Annotated in this window: 16 protein-coding genes; all 16 read right to left on the reverse strand. The window is 38.8% G+C overall.

What is annotated here, in order from left to right; all coding sequences use genetic code 11:
* Nucleotides 1-2,797: hypothetical protein (locus tag HMPREF9333_RS11505; protein ID WP_040883107.1), on the reverse strand; the 2,797-nt coding region annotated here is incomplete at its 3' end.
* A 667-nt stretch (nucleotides 2,798-3,464) separates the two neighbouring features.
* Entirely contained in the window at nucleotides 3,465-4,640 is a 1,176-nt protein-coding gene (locus HMPREF9333_RS11510) for an NAD(P)H-dependent flavin oxidoreductase (protein ID WP_005542261.1), read from the reverse strand.
* 23 nt (nucleotides 4,641-4,663) lie between these two features.
* Complete coding sequence (locus HMPREF9333_RS13420) at nucleotides 4,664-6,562, reverse strand: acetyl-CoA carboxylase carboxyl transferase subunit (RefSeq protein ID WP_005542262.1); 1,899 nt, start codon at nucleotides 6,560-6,562, stop codon at nucleotides 4,664-4,666.
* Nucleotides 6,563-6,670: 108 nt separating this feature from the next.
* A complete protein-coding gene (locus HMPREF9333_RS11520) occupies nucleotides 6,671-8,014 on the reverse strand; it encodes an acetyl-CoA carboxylase biotin carboxylase subunit (protein ID WP_005542263.1) in 1,344 nt (447 codons plus the stop codon).
* Nucleotides 8,015-8,056: 42 nt separating this feature from the next.
* Entirely contained in the window at nucleotides 8,057-8,482 is a 426-nt protein-coding gene (gene fabZ, locus HMPREF9333_RS11525) for a 3-hydroxyacyl-ACP dehydratase FabZ (protein ID WP_040883111.1), read from the reverse strand.
* Between the two features lie 108 nt (nucleotides 8,483-8,590).
* On the reverse strand, nucleotides 8,591-9,028 hold the full coding sequence (gene accB, locus HMPREF9333_RS11530) for an acetyl-CoA carboxylase biotin carboxyl carrier protein (protein ID WP_005542266.1): 438 nt from the start codon (nucleotides 9,026-9,028) through the stop codon (nucleotides 8,591-8,593).
* A 25-nt stretch (nucleotides 9,029-9,053) separates the two neighbouring features.
* The gene (gene fabF / locus HMPREF9333_RS11535) at nucleotides 9,054-10,292 is read right to left on the reverse strand and encodes a beta-ketoacyl-ACP synthase II (RefSeq protein ID WP_005542267.1); all 1,239 of its coding nucleotides are present in this window, start codon (nucleotides 10,290-10,292) and stop codon (nucleotides 9,054-9,056) included.
* A 33-nt stretch (nucleotides 10,293-10,325) separates the two neighbouring features.
* On the reverse strand, nucleotides 10,326-11,072 hold the full coding sequence (fabG, locus tag HMPREF9333_RS11540; RefSeq protein WP_005542270.1) for a 3-oxoacyl-[acyl-carrier-protein] reductase: 747 nt from the start codon (nucleotides 11,070-11,072) through the stop codon (nucleotides 10,326-10,328).
* Between the two features lie 22 nt (nucleotides 11,073-11,094).
* Entirely contained in the window at nucleotides 11,095-12,012 is a 918-nt protein-coding gene (fabD, locus tag HMPREF9333_RS11545; protein WP_005542271.1) for an ACP S-malonyltransferase, read from the reverse strand.
* Between the two features lie 85 nt (nucleotides 12,013-12,097).
* Nucleotides 12,098-13,036: an enoyl-[acyl-carrier-protein] reductase FabK gene (gene fabK / locus HMPREF9333_RS11550; protein WP_005542272.1), complete on the reverse strand. Its 939-nt coding sequence runs from the start codon at nucleotides 13,034-13,036 to the stop codon at nucleotides 12,098-12,100.
* A 36-nt stretch (nucleotides 13,037-13,072) separates the two neighbouring features.
* Nucleotides 13,073-13,303 (reverse strand): acyl carrier protein, encoded by a 231-nt coding sequence (acpP, locus tag HMPREF9333_RS11555; RefSeq protein WP_005542273.1) that lies wholly within the window; start codon nucleotides 13,301-13,303, stop codon nucleotides 13,073-13,075.
* Nucleotides 13,304-13,424: 121 nt separating this feature from the next.
* Nucleotides 13,425-14,369, reverse strand: coding sequence for a beta-ketoacyl-ACP synthase III (locus HMPREF9333_RS11560; protein ID WP_005542275.1), 945 nt, complete (start codon nucleotides 14,367-14,369; stop codon nucleotides 13,425-13,427).
* 109 nt (nucleotides 14,370-14,478) lie between these two features.
* A complete protein-coding gene (rsmI, locus tag HMPREF9333_RS11565; RefSeq protein WP_005542277.1) occupies nucleotides 14,479-15,345 on the reverse strand; it encodes a 16S rRNA (cytidine(1402)-2'-O)-methyltransferase in 867 nt (288 codons plus the stop codon).
* On the reverse strand, nucleotides 15,335-16,060 hold the full coding sequence (locus tag HMPREF9333_RS11570) for a tRNA1(Val) (adenine(37)-N6)-methyltransferase (RefSeq protein ID WP_005542278.1): 726 nt from the start codon (nucleotides 16,058-16,060) through the stop codon (nucleotides 15,335-15,337). Before HMPREF9333_RS11570 ends, rsmI begins: the two co-directional genes overlap by 11 nt.
* Nucleotides 16,061-16,936 carry a PSP1 domain-containing protein gene (locus HMPREF9333_RS11575; RefSeq protein WP_005542279.1) on the reverse strand — a complete coding sequence of 292 codons (876 nt, stop codon included), beginning with the start codon at nucleotides 16,934-16,936 and terminating at the stop codon, nucleotides 16,061-16,063. It abuts the gene before it with no gap.
* Nucleotides 16,929-17,933: a DNA polymerase III subunit delta' gene (holB, locus tag HMPREF9333_RS11580; protein ID WP_005542280.1), complete on the reverse strand. Its 1,005-nt coding sequence runs from the start codon at nucleotides 17,931-17,933 to the stop codon at nucleotides 16,929-16,931. Before holB ends, HMPREF9333_RS11575 begins: the two co-directional genes overlap by 8 nt.
* Nucleotides 17,934-17,963 lie beyond the last annotated feature (30 nt).

Genomic DNA, 17,963 nt, shown 5'->3' on the forward strand with positions numbered 1-17,963 from the left:
CGTTTACAAGCTCAAAGTTTACATGGTATGCATCGTCTTCAAGCGTACTTTCCTCCGCACTTATATATAAATGCAGTGCACTGCCTGCAAGAACTTTGATAGGCTCTTTAGTATCAAATCTGTTATTAAAACTCTGACCGCCGCCTCCCATATCTCCGGTTACACTGCCGCCTATATTGTAGCTGCCTTCCTTATCTCCTCGAAGATACCAGTTTACGGATGTGGATTTTTCCGCAGCGATGCTTCCTACATTTTGCGAAAGACTCTGACTGCCTGAATTCATATCTGCAAATGAAAGTCCTTCGGGAAGCTGATCAAGCGTTGCATTTACATTTTCAAGAGACTCAAGTTTTGAATTATTCCTTATAACAAGGGATATGTCATACATCTCCTTAAGCCATTCACTGCGACCGTAAACAACCAGATAGAACCGTTCATTTATAGGGTGAATCGTTATTGAGTCATAAGTTGCCGGCGCAGTACCTCCTGCTGATGACGGAGGCACATGTATAACTGAATATCCGCCTGCCGGCTTGCCGTCCTGTGTTCCTACGTATGAAAAGCTGAGCGGCGGTGCAGCCGCAAATTCAAATACCACCTTAAATTTGAAAAGATGCTTATTTCCTTCGGCATCAGGGTCTATGCCTGCCTTTATAATCTCCTCCCTGCTCATAGGAGTTGCCGTAACCGTGGTTTCAACAACCTTGCTGCTGTTAAGTATCACCTTTTGAAGCGTTTTCTTTCCTGAAGTTATAGTAAATTCAATATTTCTGGAATAATAGCCGTTTTTACTTACAACTCCCGTATATTTGCCTTCAGGCAGCCATATCTCAGGCTGTAATACACCTTCATAATATTTCTTGCCGTCCTTATAGGCTGTAAGGTTTACATCATGAATTTCCTTAGTGCTTATACCGTCAATTACTTCAAGACTTAGACTTCCACGCTGCCCTGCGCTTCCTGAAAAAAGCCCTTCACTTCTTTTTCCGGACTGTATAAAGTGATAACCCTCAGGCAGGTAAAGATACAGACTTGTATCTGCATCTATAATACCTCCAACCTTATAGACACTGCCGTTTACTTTAAAGTCTTTTCTTTCAGCTTCCGAGACATTTTCTATTTTATTTAGAAAAACTCTTTTTCCCATGCCGTCAACGGGGTAAATCCATACCCTGTCTTTTTCATCCACATTTGAATCTTCTTTAAATACTTTATAATCGCCAAGTTCCTCACGGGCGTTTTTGCCTGCAACCGCCTTTATGCTTCCGCCGGTTATTTCAATTTTTTCAAGCGGATGCATGGCATCAAGCCCTCCTGCCGCGCTTCCGCTTCCGCAGCCGGTAAGCAAAAGACTGCCTCCCGATATCTTTATACGTGAAGCACTTATGGCATGGCAGTTGTCGATACCGTCATTATTTCCTGAAACTTTTGCCCTTATTTTACCGTCATTTACTGTAAAGTCGGAGGATGCGACAGCCGACCTGTGCATGTAAGTTTCAATATCCGCTTCTCCCCCGTTTATTACTGTCTCATTTAAGATGTCAAGACTTATACCTTCACCTTTTATGCCTACTTTTCCCTCATCCATTATAAAACTTCCTGCGGCTATTGTATTGGATGAGCTCCAGCCTCCCTGTGCATCTAAACTGCCGCCCTTTATACAAAGTCTACCGCAGGATAGAGCCCGGCTTTGTATACCCGGTTTTATACTTACGCTGCCGCCCTCTATTATTATATTTCCGGAATCCGAAAAGCTGCCTGAGCTCCTGTCAAAGCTCTGCTGACCTCCAAGGTTTGTACTTGCCCAGCCCCCGTGAAGATTTAAAGTGCCGCCTTTTATATTTATAGTGCCCGTATCCGATTTACTGCCGCCTATACAGGGACCGCCACCTATGGCATTTGTTACGGCTTCTATATTTCCTGCATTTATATTTATATCAAAGTAGCTGCCGCCTGCTCCGGCTCCTATGCATGAGCCGCCGCCGTTTGTAGTAAGATTCAGATTTGCACCGTTTACAGTTACTTTTCCGTTTTTTTCGTTTTGACTTCCTCCTATAAGTGCACCGCCGCCGCCTTCATTTTTCATCTCAAGGCTTCCGCCTCCTTCAATTATAAGAGAACTTTCCTGCGGTATGTGTACAAGTGCACTGTCTATCCTTCCGGTATAAATCCTGTTTTTTCCCTCAATTTTTAAAGTGAGAGAAGAATTTTTAATATCAATAAATGAACCCTCTCTTTTTACGTTCACATCTTTTAAAACAATCACTGCCTGAGAAGATTCGGCTGTAATTTTTCCCTGTGATTCCTTTGAAGAATCCGACATGGTAATTACTATCTCGTCTAAGGGATTATACGCCATGTCTATCTGATTTCCCGCCTCACCGGCACCTTTTACCCTGCCGCCTTTTATCTCTACATCACCTTTATCAATATAAAAGGTTGACGTTTCCGATTTATTTTTTTCGGCAATATTTTCTTTAGCCGATAAGTCCTCATTATCGGTATTTAGCGAATTCCCATCCGGACCTTTAAAGTAAGGATTTTTTCCGGCTTGCGAGGGAGACGCAATTTTAAAATTGCCGTTTCCCCCTTCTGCGCCGTCCAAAGGTGCTGCCATTACACCCTGCAAGGAAGCAGGGTATAAAAAAACAGCACTATTAAATGCCATTAAAAATGACATAAAAAGTGCTGTGATTCTCTTTAAATAAACAAAGTTCGACCTGTGCCTGTACAGGTGATTCTTTTCGTGCTTTAACACGTTAATTGAAATAGCTGCTTTACCTGTTTTTTCCATCATGTATTCCCTCCTTCTATATAACATGACATGTGTTTTCCCGGCTGTTTTTAATGCCGGTTCAGGTTACACTTAGATTAATCGGTTTTAATTTGGTAGCTGTAAAACTGCGCAAATCATAAAAATATATCCGAATCTATCAGCTACATATATAGACTTATGGAGTTATGGGCTTATCTAAACATTCATCAATTTATACAGACTTATATCAATATATCTAATTATTTAAACGTACATAAATATATAAATATCCGACTGTTTTGATGAACTGTTAATCCATAAGTTTTAGCTGATATTCTTAATATTTTTTTAAGAATATCATAAAATTTTAATGCTGTCAATAATATTTTTCTTGAATCAGCCTGTGTGTATATTATATAACTTTGATGTCTTGGATTCTCAATTTCTAAAAGTCATTCTCTTAGTGAATGAAAAAAATGATGCGTTATCATCATAAAATCGACAATCCCTCGTTCTTTTTTTCTTTTTTCTCTCTTTTCCTTTTTTGTCATACAAAAAGACCTCCCGTGTGAAAAATTTCTTTTTTATATTTTAACTCACAAAAGGTCTTATTGCTTATAATCTTTTTATTTTAAGGTCTATTAAATTAACTATACTGAAAAATAAGTGTATCTATGTTTTTGTACAGTACCTCTCTTAAAGAGAGTAACTATATTATCTGTTTTTCAGCACTCTTTCCTGAAATTATATCATCCATTACTTCTTTTACAGTTTCTATTTCACTGCATCTCCATGCATTTGCTCCTGCAAAAAGCAAGGCATTATCTATATCGCCGTTTGCCGCTGCAATAAGGGCTTCCGTTATACAATACGGTATATTTACTCTGTCGCACTTTGTAAGGCAATCATGACAGTGCTTTACAGGAATTCTCCCGTTCATAAGTTTTTTAAGAAAATTGTTTTTTATAGCTCTGCCCGGCATGCCTACAGGGCTTTTTGTAATAATTATATCACTTTCTCCGGCATCTATATAAGCCTGTTTATAGCTTAAAGGAGCATCACATTCATGTGTTGTAACAAATCTTGTACCTATCTGTACACCACATACGCCTAAGCTTAAAGCATGCATAAAGTCCTCATGCGTATAGATGCCTCCTGCAGAAACTACCGGTATTTTTTTTCCATATTTCTTTTCAAAAACTTCAACAGCTCTTATAATATTAATTATTTCCTGATCATACAGTTGTCTTTTATATGTCTTTGATAAATACTCCGTATCGGAACCCAGATTGCTAAGCTCAAATGAAGAAAATCCGAGATGACCTCCGGCAAGCGGTCCTTCAATAATTATGATATCAGCCGTTTTTTTATACTTTCTGTCCCATAATTTAAGTATTACATTTACAGACTTCTCACTTGAAACTATAGGTGCATATTTAGTAATAAGTTTTTTATCTTTTCCAAAAAAATCGGCAGCATCAAGTCCATGCCTTAGAGCCATACCCTCATCTACCAGTTCCGGAAGATCAAGTGCAAGCCCCGCTCCTGAAACTATTATATCCGCTCCGTGCATGACTGCGATTTTTACATAATCCTCATAACCCTTTGTGGCAACCATTATATTAAAACCTACAAGTCCTCTGCCCTCAGATATTTCCCTTGCTTTTTTAAGCTCTGAAACTATGGCTGCAATATTGGCAGCTTTTGGATTTTTAGAAAAAATATCTTCTCTAAATCCTACCTGTGCAGCGGATATAAGTCCTATGCCTCCATATGAAGCAACATGCCCTGCAAGATTTGAAAGACTTATTCCTACCCCCATACCACCCTGAATTATAGGTTTTTCAACTTCAACATCCCCTATTATAAGCTGTGCAGTATTCATTGATTTTCCTCATAGCCGATTTGCTAAAATTTTCTATACCTCTCATACCTCTGCTTTACAAGCTCCTCTTTTGACATAATACTGTATTTATTAATCCACTTTTCAAGCTCAAAACCTAAATAAGATATGATCTCATCTATATTATCCATACATACCGGCTTTTTCTCAGGTATTATTTTTTCTATTATTCCAAGATTTAAAAGGTCGGCTGAAGTTATTCTCATATCCTGTGCCGCTTCCTTACATTTTGCCGCATCTTTATAGAGTATTGAAGCAAAACCTTCAGGAGACAGAATTGAATAAATGGCATGCTCAAGCATCCAGACTTCATTTGCAACTGCCATTGCAAGTGCACCTCCACTTCCGCCTTCACCTATTACTATTGAAAGTACAGGTGTCTTTAAATCTCCGGCTTCATAAAGACATCTTGCTATCGCCTCTCCCTGTCCTCTTTCCTCCGCTTCAATCCCGCAAAAGGCTCCCGGGGTATCAACAAAGCATATTACAGGCAGCTTAAAAGCCTCGGCGAGCTTCATAAGCCTTATTACTTTTCTATATCCCTCAGGAGACGGCATTCCAAAATTCCTTAATTTATTTTCTTTCAGGTTTTTTCCCTTTTGCTGACCTATAACCATTACAGGTTTTTTGTTAAAAAATGCCGTTCCGCCTATAATAGCCTTATCATCAGCAAAATATCTGTCGCCATGTAACTCAAAAAAATCCGAAAACATTTCATCTATGTAATCTTTGGCAGTAAGGCGGTCTTTTTTTCGTGATATAAGTACACTCTCCCATGCACTCTTATCAGACCTGACTTTTCCGGACCTTATTCTTACTATTTCATTTATCTTCTTTAACTTACCTGCTACCAGACCGTCCTTTATGTCATTATGCCCGTATGATGCCGCCTTTTGAGTATAAGCAGCCTTATCTTTTCGGAGATAATCTGCAAGGTTATCTCCCGATTTTCCTTTTTTAGAAGAAAAACCGGGACTGTCATCAGGTATAAAGGATTTATCTTTTATACTTGATTCATTGCATTTGACAGTCCCTGCTGCTTTGGAGCATCTTTCCCGGTTTTTAAATGTTTTTAAAATATTTCCAAGCACCGCCTTTTGATCTTTTCTTTCAACAATAGCATCCACAAAACCATGTTCAAGTAAAAATTCAGCCCTCTGAAAACCCTCAGGCAGCTTTGTACCTATGGTCTGAGCGATGACTCTCGGACCGGCAAATCCTATAAGTGCCTTAGGCTCCGCAAGTATTATATCTCCAAGCATTGCAAATGAAGCTGTAACTCCCCCTGTTGTAGGATCAGTTAAAAAGCTTATATAAAGCTGTCCGGCTTCATGGAGCTTTTTAACCGCAGCAGAGGTTTTTGCCATCTGCATAAGTGAAACTATGCCCTCCTGCATTCTTGCACCGCCTGAACATGAATATATTATTACAGGCAGCTTTTCATCGGCAGCTCTTTCCAATGCATAGGTGATTTTCTCACCGACATTATGCCCCATAGAACTCATTAAAAATCTTGCATCACATGCAGCTATAACCACAGGTATACCGTCTATACATGCTTTTCCCGTAACAACCGCCTCATCAAGCTTTGACTTAAGCTTAGCTTCTGCGATTTTCTCCTCATATCCCGGAAACTGAAGCGGATTTGATACCGGCATCACTTTGTTCCATTCCTCAAAGCTGCCCTTATCGCATATCATTTCAATACGTCTGTAAGCATGGACTCTGAAATATCCTCCGCATTTAGGGCATATATAATAGTTGTTCCTTACTCCCTCGGCATAAACGGGAGATAGGCATTTAACACATTTTCTCCACATTCCTTCGGGAACACCGCTTTTTATATGTTTTTCACCGGCATCATTTATCTTTGTATAGGTTTTTTTAAACATAGACCTGAACATAGCCCGCTGCCTCCTAAAATTTTTATATTTTGAATTTTTGCTCAGCTCACAGCTGTATAAAGTACATATAATTAATTATACTTTGTATAAGCTGTGCTGCAATATAAATTACAACTGCATAAATCGCTCTATAAATCCTGTATCTATATCTCCGTTTTGATATGCTTCATTGTTTATAATATCATATTCAAAATCAATATTTGTATCAGGACCTTCAATTACTATCTCACCAAGTGCACTCCTCATCTTAGCAATCGCTTCCTGCCTGTCATCTCCATGTACTATAAGTTTTAAAAGCATTGAATCATAATTAGAAGGCACTTTATAGCCGTTGTATATATGGGCATCAACTCTGATACCGTTGCCACCCGGTATATGCAGATTGGTAATCCTGCCCGGAGACGGCATGAAATTTTTCTCAGGATTTTCCGCATTAATTCTGCATTCAATTGCATGCCCTGTTATTTTAACATCTTGTTGCTTAAATCTAAGCGGCATACCTGCAGCAATTCTTATCTGTTCTTTGACTATGTCAATGCCTGTAACCATCTCAGTAACCGGGTGCTCAACCTGTATCCTCGTATTCATTTCCATAAAATAAAAATTCTTATCCTTATCAAGCAAAAATTCAATAGTCCCGGCATTTACATATCCGCAGGCTTTTGCAGCTTTTACAGCCGCCTCACCTATACGTTCCCTCAAATCCGCATCTATTGCAATACAGGGAGATTCTTCAAGAACTTTCTGATGCCTCCTCTGTAAAGAGCAGTCCCTCTCTCCAAGATGTATTACATTTCCATGCTCATCTGCAAGTATCTGAATCTCTATATGCCTGGGATTTTCAATATACTTTTCTATATACATTGAATCATCTGAAAATCCGTTTAATGCTTCACGCCTGGCATTCATAAAATTCTCAGTAAAATCCTCATCAGATCTTGAAATCCGCATGCCTTTTCCGCCTCCGCCAAGTGCCGCCTTGATCATAACCGGATAACCTATTCTGCCGGCTTCAAGCAATGCCTCATCGGCTTCTCTAAGCACCCCTTTTCCACCCGGAGTTACCGGGATCCCTGCATTTTTCATGGTTTCTCTGGCTGCCGATTTATCACCCATACGGCTTATAATATCACTTGAAGGACCAATAAACTTAATATTACATTCATTACAATATTTTGCAAATGAGGCATTTTCAGATAAAAATCCGAACCCCGGATGTATAGCATCCGCCCCTGATGCCTCGGCAGCACTCAATATCCTCTCTATGTCGAGATAACTTTTATCGGAGCGAGCAGGTCCTATACATAAAGCTTCATCTGCAAGCATTGCATGCAGGCTTTCTCGATCCGCCTCTGAAAAAACCGCAACGCTTTTTATACCCATCTGTCTGCATGCCCTTATAATACGGACTGCTATCTCCCCACGATTTGCTATAAGTATTTTATGAAACATACTGACAACCTGCACCTACCTGTTTTATTTAATATATATTTTTTATTTCTGTACCATAAAAGTAAGCTCAGCACTTACCGCCGGCTCACCGTCTACACTTGCAAAAGCTCTGCCTACACCGAGAGGACCTTTTGATTTTATTATCTCACATTCCAGTTTTAAAACATCCCCGGGTACGACCTTTTTCTTAAATCTGACATTGTTTATTGCAGCGAAATATGCCGTCTTTCCTTTATTTTCTTCAAGAGAAAGTATTGCAACCGCACCGGTTTGTGCAAGTGCCTCCACTATAAGCACTCCCGGCATCACAGGCTCTTGTGGAAAATGCCCTAAAAAAAAAGGCTCACCATAGCTGACCGCCTTATATCCCACGGCACTTATGCCCGGATTCAATTCTTCTATCCTGTCTATAAGCAAAAAAGGTGCACGGTGCGGTATTATCTCCATTATCTCTTTAATTCCAAGCATATTAATCTCCATTCCGCCGCCAGTCGGCAGCATAAATAGTGATGAAAAGTATTTTTCAATCTATATTCCCTTGCTAAAAAATCATTATAAAATTCCCGGTATAAATTATTAACGTATTCTAAAAAGAGGCTGCCCGTATTCAACTACTGAGCCGTCCTCTACAAGCACCGCTTCAATTACTCCGTCATATTCACATTCTATCTCATTCATCAGTTTCATCGCTTCTATAATACCAAGCACCTGTCCTTTTTTTACCTGTACTCCCACACTTACAAACGGTTCGGACTCGGGAGACGGTGCTGCATAAAATGTTCCTACAAGCGGAGAGGCAACTACCTTATCACTGCCTATATCCGATACAATATCCTCTTTCTCTTCATTGTCATATGCCTGCACATCCTTTAAGACTTCAAGCTCAGAAGCTAATACCGTTTGCTTTGGTTTTTTCTTTATGACTATCTTTTCAGTTTCATTTTTATATGAAAAACTTTCTATCCCATGCTTTTTTACTGCTTCAATCAAAGTAAGCATATCTTCTATGTTCATATATCTAAGCCTTTCATCTTTAAAATCAATCCTTATACTTTTTAAATATTATACTTGCATTATGTCCTCCAAATCCGAGAGAATTGCTCATAGCGGTATTTACAGTCATGTCCGCTCCACTGCCTTTACAGTAGTCAAGATCACATTCCTCATCAGATATCATAAGACCTGCCGTCTTATGTACAAAACTCTCTTCAATTGATTTTACACATACAAGTCCCTCAACTCCGCCTGCTGCACCCAAAAGATGACCTATCATGGACTTTGTTGAATTGATTTTCATTTTATATGCATGAGCTCCAAATGCAAGCTTCAGTGCCTTTGTTTCAAATAAATCATTATATGGAGTACTTGTGCCGTGGGCATTTACATAATCAATATCCTCCGGTTTAAAGCCGGCATCATCTAATGCATATTTCATAGCCATAGCCGCACCTGAACCGTCTTCAACAGGCGACGTAATATGATAAGCATCACAGGTTGCACCATAACCTGCCATTTCAGCGTAAATTCTTGCTCCCCTTGCTATTGCATGGTTAAGCTCCTCAAGTACAAGCACGCCTGCCCCCTCTCCCATAACAAAGCCAGCCCTCTCCTTGTCAAACGGAATCGAAGCTCTGTTTGCATCATGTGTGGTATTTAATGCGGTAAGTGCACTAAAACCTGATACACCTATTGGTGAGATTGAAGCCTCGCTGCCCCCGGCAAGCATAACTTCAGCCTCTCCGTATGCTATTGAGCGAAATGCCTCACCTATACAGTGGGTTCCGGTAGCACAGGCTGTAACTATATTTATATTTTTGCCTTTAAGACCGAATACTATACCAACATTGCCGGCTGCCATATTTGAAATCATCATAGGAACTAAAAGTGGGGAAACTCTGCCGGGACCTTTATCTAAAAGTCTGATGTGCTCTCTTTCCATAGCCTGAAGACTTCCTATACCTGAACCTATGGAAACTCCGACCCTGTAACTGTCCTCTTTTTCAAGATTTATACCCGAATCATTAAGTGCCTCTGCGGAAGCTGCCACCGCATACTGTGAGAAAGCCTCCATACGCTTTGCAGCCTTTGCATCCATAAAATCTTTAGCATCAAAGCCTTTAAGCTCTGCCGCAAGTTTAGCCTTATAGTCCGTTGTGTCAAAATATGTTATATCCGCTATTCCTATTTTCCCTTCTCTGCATGAATTCCAAAACTGCTTTACATTAAGTCCAGTAGGAGTAACAGCCCCTAAACCGGTTATAACTACTCTCCTCTTCATGTCGTCCTCCACTTTTCTTACTGTCTGTTATAGTTAAAAACAGGTCATACCGCCGTCAATACAAAGTGTCTGTCCGGTTATATAGCCTGCTTCATCACCTGCAAAAAAAGCTGCCGCATTTGCTATATCATCAACATTTCCAAATGCTTTCATGGGTATGCTTTCTTTTATAGATTCCTTTACTTTATCTGATAAAACATCAGTCATCTCACTTACTACAAATCCGGGTGCAAGTGCATTTACCGTTATATTTCTTGAAGCAAGCTCCTTTGCAGCCGATTTGGTCATTCCAATTATACCTGCCTTGCTTGCACTGTAATTAACCTGACCTGCATTGCCTGCTATACCTGATACCGAGGATATATTTATAATTCTGCCCTTCCTTGCTTTTATCATAGCACGGCATACAGCCTGCATACAATTAAAACAGCCCTTAAGATTTACGGCATTTACAATATCAAAATCATTCTCACTCATTGCCATTAGAAGATTATCCCTGGTTATACCCGCATTATTTACAAGTATATCTATCTTTGTATGTTTTTTTAAAATATAATCAACCATACACTTTACCTCAGATGATACCGCAACATTGCATTTATAAGCCTCTGCCTGTCCGCCTGCTGCTTTAATATCATCTACGGTCCTGTTTGCACTGTCGCCTGAAGCTGAATAATTCACTATCACATATGCACCCTCAGCTGCAAGCTTCAAAGAAATTGCTCTCCCTATCCCTTTTGCTCCTCCGGTTACAAGTGCGATCTTTTCCTTAAGTTTCATATCAGATATCCTTTCAATCAAATCAGCATATTTTATTACAAATTACATCCAGATCTTCAACGGTTTCTATGTTGCAGACCGAAACATCCGTACTTATCTTTTTTACAAATCCGCTTAAAGTCTTTCCCGGACCTATCTCAATAAAAGTATCAATACCCTGACTTATCATATTTCTTATACTCTGTTCAAACCTTACAGAACCTGAAACCTGATCTCTAAGCAGCTTTCTTATACCGTCAGCTTCATATACATACTCTCCCGTATAATTAGCTACATAGGGAATTTCAGGCTTTGACAGTTCTACATCGCCGAGAAACTCATAAAGCTTTTCTGCAGCATTATCTAGTAACGGGCAGTGAAAAGCACCGCTTACATTTAAAGGCAACACTCTTCTGGCTCCTGAAGTTTTTAAGGCTTCATGTGCTTTATTTACAGCATCCTTAAGACCTGTTATCACTATCTGTCCCGGACAGTTATAATTTGCAATCCATACATTTTCAATATCATCTATGGCTTTTTGCACCTGAGCTGCATCAAGACCCAGTACCGCAGACATAGCACCGGTACCGTCAGGCATAGCATCCTGCATAAGCTTTCCCCTTAATCCGACAGTACGCAAAGCATCCTCCATGCTTATCACTCCCGAATAATAAAGTGCTTCATATTCTCCAAGACTTAATCCGGCACAGACCTGTGCATTAAGTCCTCTCTTTTTTATAACCTCAAGCATCGCAATACCGGCACAAACCATGGCAGGCTGTGTAAAAGAAGTTATATCCAGTCTTTTATCCGGTTTAAATACAATTTCCTCAATGTCAAACCCAAGTATCTTACCAGCCTTTTTAAAAACAGCAGCAGCATCAGCATCGCTTTTATAAAAAGTTTCTGCCATACCGCATTTTTGGGCACCCTGACCAGGGAACAAAAAAGCAGTTTTCATGTCGTATAAATCTCCTGAAAATAATTAAAATTGCATTTTATGTTTTATTTATTGTTTTATTTATGTCTCTTGCTTAAAGCCATATTTAAAACCACTGCATTGCACTGCCTGCAAGCTTTTGTGCCTGTGCAACCATATTTTCAATTATCTCACTGCAGGTTTGCACTTGTGCTATCATTCCTGAAATCTGACCTGCCATAACAGTACCGTTTACAACATCACCCTCCTGCACCGCCTTCCTAAGTGCACCAAGGGTAAGGTATTCAAGCTCCTCAAAGCTCTTTCCCTCCGACTCAAGTCTTGCATATTCCCTTGTCATATTGTTTCTTAAGCATCTAACCGGATGCCCGTGGCTCCTGCCTGTAACTACGGTATCTATATCCTTTGCGGAAATAAGCCTGTTTTTATATGCCTCATGTACTACCGCTTCCTTCGAGGCAACAAATCTTGTGCCTACTTGTACCGCCTGTGCACCAAGAGAAAGTGCTGCAAGCAGCCCCCTTCCGTCAGCTATACCTCCGGCAGCAATAACCGGGATTTTTACCACATCTGCAATCTGCGGCACTAAAGCCATAGTCGTACTTTCACCTATATGTCCGCCTGATTCGCAGCCTTCTGCCACAACCGCATCTGCACCTGCCCGTTCCATCCTTCTTGCAAGTGCTACCGAAGCCAGAACAGGTATTACTTTTATACCGGCTTCTTTCCACATCTTCATATATTTTTCAGGAGAACCTGCACCGGTGGTTACAACCTTTACACCTTCTTCTACTACAAGCTTTGCTATTGATTCCGCATGAGGCGAAAGCAACATAATATTTACACCAAATGGTTTATCCGTAGCAGCCTTTGCTTTTTCTATCTCATCCTTTACAACCTCATAGGGTGCATTCGCAGCCCCTATAAGCCCTAGTCCTCCTGCATTGCTTACTGCCGCTGCAAGATTGTGTTCGGCAACCCACGCCATGCCTCCCTGTATTATGGGATATTTTATATCCAATAACTCGGTAATTTTGGTTTTCATCTATGCTCCGCCTTAATTATAATTATTTTTTTATATTTAAATTTCTATTCCCTTATTTTTTAAATAATTTACTACCGCTGAAACTGTTGTAATCTTTTCAAGATCTTCAGATGGTATCTCAACCCCATATTCATCTTCAAATGCCATTACCAGATTAAACAAATCAAGTGAGTCTGCACCGAGATCATCTTTAAAATTTGAATCTTCTCTTATGCTGTTTTCATCTATACTCAGTTGTTCCGCTATTATTTTTTTGATTTTGTCCATTTTTTATTAATCTCCTTTTATAAATTCTCTATTTAATAATATAATATTTAAATTTTATATTAAATAAATAAGTTGCTGTTTATATGAACATAAACAGCTGCTTATTTACACTAATACCATGTTAATATTTGAATATAAGACTTCCCCATGTAAGTCCTGCACCGAAACCTGACAAGAGTATATTATCTCCCTTTTTTATCCTTTTTGCCCTTATCAGCTCATCAAGAAGTATCGGAATACTTGCCCCTGAAGTATTGCCTGTATATTCAAGATTAATTGGAAATCTTTCTTCGGAAAGACCAAGCTTTTTTGCCACCATCTCTATAATCCTTTTATTTGCCTGATGCAGCACAAAAAGGCTGATATCTTCTTTTTTTAACCCTGATTTATTTATTGTCTCCTGTATATTTTCAGGTACTTTTCTTATGGCAAATTTAAACACTTCGGAACCGTCCATATAAAGTTTTTTATCTTCACCTATTGAACCGCAGGTCAAACAGGCTCCACGGCTCCCGTCAGAACCAAGACTTGAAGCTATTATACCCCTGCCTCCAAATTCACCTGAAACAAGCACTGCTGCTGCGGCACCGTCGCCAAAAAGTACACAGGTTGTGCGATCAGTCCAGTCAATATGTCTTGAAAGTGCATCAGCACCTATTACAAGTGCATTTTTATATCCTGATGCCCTCATCATTGACTCTGCGACATGAACTGCATATATAAAACCTGAACATGCGGCGCTCACATCAAAACAGACTGCCCCCTCCGCTCCCAGTCCTGCCTGTACATCACAGGCACAGCCCGGAAAATTTCTGTCGGGGCTTGAAGTTCCTGCAACTATAAGCTCTAATTGAGAGCCTTTTATACCCGACATCTCAAGGGCTTTCTGTGCAGACTTTAAGGCAAGCAGGGACAGAGGTTCGTCTTCCTTACATATGTGCCTGTCTACTATGCCTGTACGGCTTTTTATCCATTCATCACTTGTATCAACAATCCTGCTCAGGTCATCATTTGTCAAGTTCTTTTCAGGCAGCGCCGAACCACTCCCAGATAATACTATATCCATGAATTCTCCTTTGAAGCCTTTTAAAAATCAAATCTCTATGATTTCCAAACTATTCTAATTGTTGATTATATTAATGTCAAGAAAAAAAGATTAACTGCCATCCTAAGCATCATTTTAACAGATTATTATAAACCTCTCTTTTTGAAATACCCCTGTCCTTTGCCGCCTGCTTTATTGCAGTTTTTCGATCCATACCCGAATCCTCATACATCTTCACATGCAAGGCTATATCAATCCTCTCCCATTGCAAAGACCTCTCGGCTATCACCTCTTCTTCAGGTCTTCCTTCAATTACAAGCACATACTCCCCTCTTGGAATATAATTTCCATTTTCACAATCAGATATTATGTCCTTAAAATTAGTAAGCAAAGTCTCTTCATGCTTTTTAGTAAGTTCTCTTACAAGATTTATACGCCTGTTTTCACCGAATATATCCTTCAGCACATTTAATGTTTTAAGGAGTCTGTGTGGAGCTTCATATATTATAATAGTTCTTTCTTCAGTTTTAAGTCTTTCAAAAACCTTTATTCTATCTTTTTTTTCAGATGGTATAAAACCCTCAAATACAAAATTTCCTGTTTTAAAGGTACTTAATGCAAGTGCACTTAAACAGGCTGACGGTCCTGGAATTATGCTTACTGCCACTTTCTCCTGTGCTGCAATACGTATAAGATCTTCACCCGGGTCCGATACCGCAGGCATTCCGGCATCAGTTACAAAAGCGGCATACTTGCCTTTTTTAACCTCTTTTATAATATCATATGCCTTTTTTATTCTGTTATATTTATGATAACTTGTAAGAGGTTTATGTATATTATAATGATTTAAAAGTTTTAAGGTGTTTCTGGTATCCTCACATGCTATAAAATCGACAGTTCTCAGTACTTCAAGTGCTCTTAGGCTTATATCTGCGAGATTTCCTATAGGAGTTGCAACCGCATAAATCATTCCATATTTTTTAATATCAATATCCATATGTATCAATTATCTCTTGTGTATATTTTCCGGCACTTTCATAAACTATAAGCGGAGGTTCAAGCTTAAGCCATACACCTGTGCCTTTACGTGCCTCTATCAAAGCCATATTTGCCTCTTTATCAATAAAGGGATGTACAAATCTTAACCTCTTAGGTTCAAGCCCATATTTTCTCATTTTACAGATAATATCGACAATCCTGTGCGGTCTGTGTACCATGTACATTCTTCCGCCATTTTTAAGCATTTTTGAGGTCTTATACAGTATGTCATTTAAATTACATTTAATCTCATGCCTTGCAATTGCCACTGAGTCTTCAATATTTTTAATCCCGTGAAACTCCTGCATATATGGCGGATTTGAGGTAACCACATCCACACTGCCTGATTCTATTGCATCATAATGTTTTATATCGGCATGTATAATAGCTATCCTTTCTTCCAACCTGTTGAGTGCCACACTTCTTTTAGCCATATCAGCCATATATTCCTGAATTTCAATCCCTGTAAAATACCTCCCGGCAGTTTTTGCCGATAAAAGCAAGGGTATTATACCTGTGCCCGTACCTATATCAACAGTATATTCCTCTTTTTTTATCACAGCAAAACCTGAAAGAAGCACTGCATCCATACCAAAACAAAAATATGCAGGATTTTGTATTATTTTTAAATTGCTCCTTTGCAGGTCATCAATACGTTCACCGGCTTTTATCAACTATTTACCATCCTTTGCCCCTACACAGTCATTATCATTTATTTCCCGGGAACCTTCATTTCTTAAAGCAGGACTTTTTATATCGGCAACATCAAATTCCACTATTTCCTTTTCGTCATCCGATTTATCGACAATCACCTTTACTTTTTGCCTAAGTACATTTACCGAAGCAACCACACCTATGCCCCTGTTCGTTTCAACCACACTTCCTTCCTTTGGGATACGGCGGTTGAGATACTCATATGTATCTGATTCATTTTTAAGACAGCACATAAGTCTTCCGCATACTCCGCTAATTTTTTGGGGATTTAATGAAAGATTCTGCTCTTTCGCCATCTTTATTGAAACATGTACCATATCAGACAGATACGCATGACAGCATATAGGTCTTCCGCATGAACCTATCCCTCCTACCATCTTCGCCTTTTCTCTTACTCCTATCTGCCTAAGTTCTATTCTCAATTTAAATATGGCTGCAAGATCCTTTACAAGTTCTCTGAAATCTATACGGTCTTGTGCAGTAAAATAAAATAATACCTTTGAATCATCAAATGAATATTCGACAGATATTAATTTCATATCGAGATTATGAGCAGCTACTCTTTCCTTGCATACTCTAAATGCTTCTTTTTCCTTATTTCTGTTTTTTTCAAGCTTTTTCCTATCTTCCTCATTAGCCAGCCTTTTTACAGACTTAAGCGGCAACACTATATCTTTTTCATCAACCTCTCTATTTCCCATAACCACAGTTCCACATTCAAGCCCCCTTGAAGTTTCTACAATAACCATCTTTCCTGAACAAAGTTCAAAGTTGCCGGGTGAAAAATAATATACTTTTCCCACTTCCCTGAACCTTACTCCTATTACCTTAGTCATATATTCTCCTTAATCTTGTCTTAAGTTCCAAAAGCAGGGTATGGACAATTATATCAGGATTTACATTTGCTACAAGCCTGTCATAAGCTCTGTCAAAAGCATTAAATATTCTGTATAAATCGGAATATTTTAAATTGTCCGCAAATGCCTTAATGCTTGTATATTGTTTCTTAAAAATCAGCATTTCTCTAATATTTATTTTTTTTACTATTAAAACATCTCTGTACCATATCCTGCAAAACTCAATAAAATCATTAAAATTGTCTTTTCTATTTTTAATTATTTCCATAGCTTTTGTAAGTGCTCCATTTTCTCCCCATCCTATACTCTCCAGTATTTCTATATTTTCAAAAAATACATTTCTGAAATCTTCATCTTCATACAGCCTTTGTGCCGTACCTATATTTCCTCTGGCATAGGCTGCATACATTGCCGCTTTATCCTCAGAAACTCCGGATTTAATTAGATTTTTTTTTATAGCATCCTCAGCCTGAGGCAGGAGCCTCAATTTAATACATCTGCTTTTTATAGTTTCTAAAAGCATATCCATATTGGTACACAGCAGTATTATTATAACATATTCCGGCGGCTCTTCTATTGTTTTAAGCAAAGCATTCTGTGCCTGCACCGTCATCTTATGTGCATCCTTTATGACATAAATCTTATATCCGCCCATATATGGCATTATATTTAATGTGCTGTTTATAGATTCCCTTATATCATCAACACCTATTGAATTTTTTTTATAAGGGCTTATAAATATAAAATCAGGATGTAAATCTGCTTTCATCTGTATACATGAATGACATTTTTTACAACATTCATTCAAATCGTTTTTGCACAGCAAGTGTGCAGCCCATACCTTTGCAAGCTCCTGTGCACCCATACCCTTTTCTTCATTTATTATATAGGCATGCATTATTTTATTTTTTTGCTTAATCATTTTAAGATAATTTTTAATATTATCCTGTCCATATATATCATTATAGCTTAACATTACATTTTCCTGAAAGCTTTATAAATTAAA

It is taken from the genome of Johnsonella ignava ATCC 51276, from assembly GCF_000235445.1.
GTDB classification, from domain to species: domain Bacteria; phylum Bacillota; class Clostridia; order Lachnospirales; family Lachnospiraceae; genus Johnsonella; species Johnsonella ignava.

Excerpts from the sequence above, each read along its gene's own strand:
- HMPREF9333_RS11510 (WP_005542261.1), bottom strand. The coding sequence starts at position 4,640 with ATGAATACTGCACAGCTTATAATAGGGGATGTTGAAGTTGAAAAACCT.
- HMPREF9333_RS13420 (WP_005542262.1), bottom strand. The coding sequence starts at position 6,562 with ATGTTCAGGTCTATGTTTAAAAAAACCTATACAAAGATAAATGATGCC.
- HMPREF9333_RS11520 (WP_005542263.1), bottom strand. The coding sequence starts at position 8,014 with ATGTTTCATAAAATACTTATAGCAAATCGTGGGGAGATAGCAGTCCGT.
- fabZ (WP_040883111.1), bottom strand. The coding sequence starts at position 8,482 with ATGCTTGGAATTAAAGAGATAATGGAGATAATACCGCACCGTGCACCT.
- accB (WP_005542266.1), bottom strand. The coding sequence starts at position 9,028 with ATGAACATAGAAGATATGCTTACTTTGATTGAAGCAGTAAAAAAGCAT.
- fabF (WP_005542267.1), bottom strand. The coding sequence starts at position 10,292 with ATGAAGAGGAGAGTAGTTATAACCGGTTTAGGGGCTGTTACTCCTACT.
- fabG (WP_005542270.1), bottom strand. The coding sequence starts at position 11,072 with ATGAAACTTAAGGAAAAGATCGCACTTGTAACCGGAGGAGCAAAAGGG.
- fabD (WP_005542271.1), bottom strand. The coding sequence starts at position 12,012 with ATGAAAACTGCTTTTTTGTTCCCTGGTCAGGGTGCCCAAAAATGCGGT.
- fabK (WP_005542272.1), bottom strand. The coding sequence starts at position 13,036 with ATGAAAACCAAAATTACCGAGTTATTGGATATAAAATATCCCATAATA.
- acpP (WP_005542273.1), bottom strand. The coding sequence starts at position 13,303 with ATGGACAAAATCAAAAAAATAATAGCGGAACAACTGAGTATAGATGAA.
- HMPREF9333_RS11560 (WP_005542275.1), bottom strand. The coding sequence starts at position 14,369 with ATGGATATAGTATTATCTGGGAGTGGTTCGGCGCTGCCTGAAAAGAAC.
- rsmI (WP_005542277.1), bottom strand. The coding sequence starts at position 15,345 with ATGGATATTGATATTAAAAAATATGGAATGATTTATGCGGTTGCAACT.
- HMPREF9333_RS11575 (WP_005542279.1), bottom strand. The coding sequence starts at position 16,936 with ATGACTAAGGTAATAGGAGTAAGGTTCAGGGAAGTGGGAAAAGTATAT.
- holB (WP_005542280.1), bottom strand. The coding sequence starts at position 17,933 with ATGTTAAGCTATAATGATATATATGGACAGGATAATATTAAAAATTAT.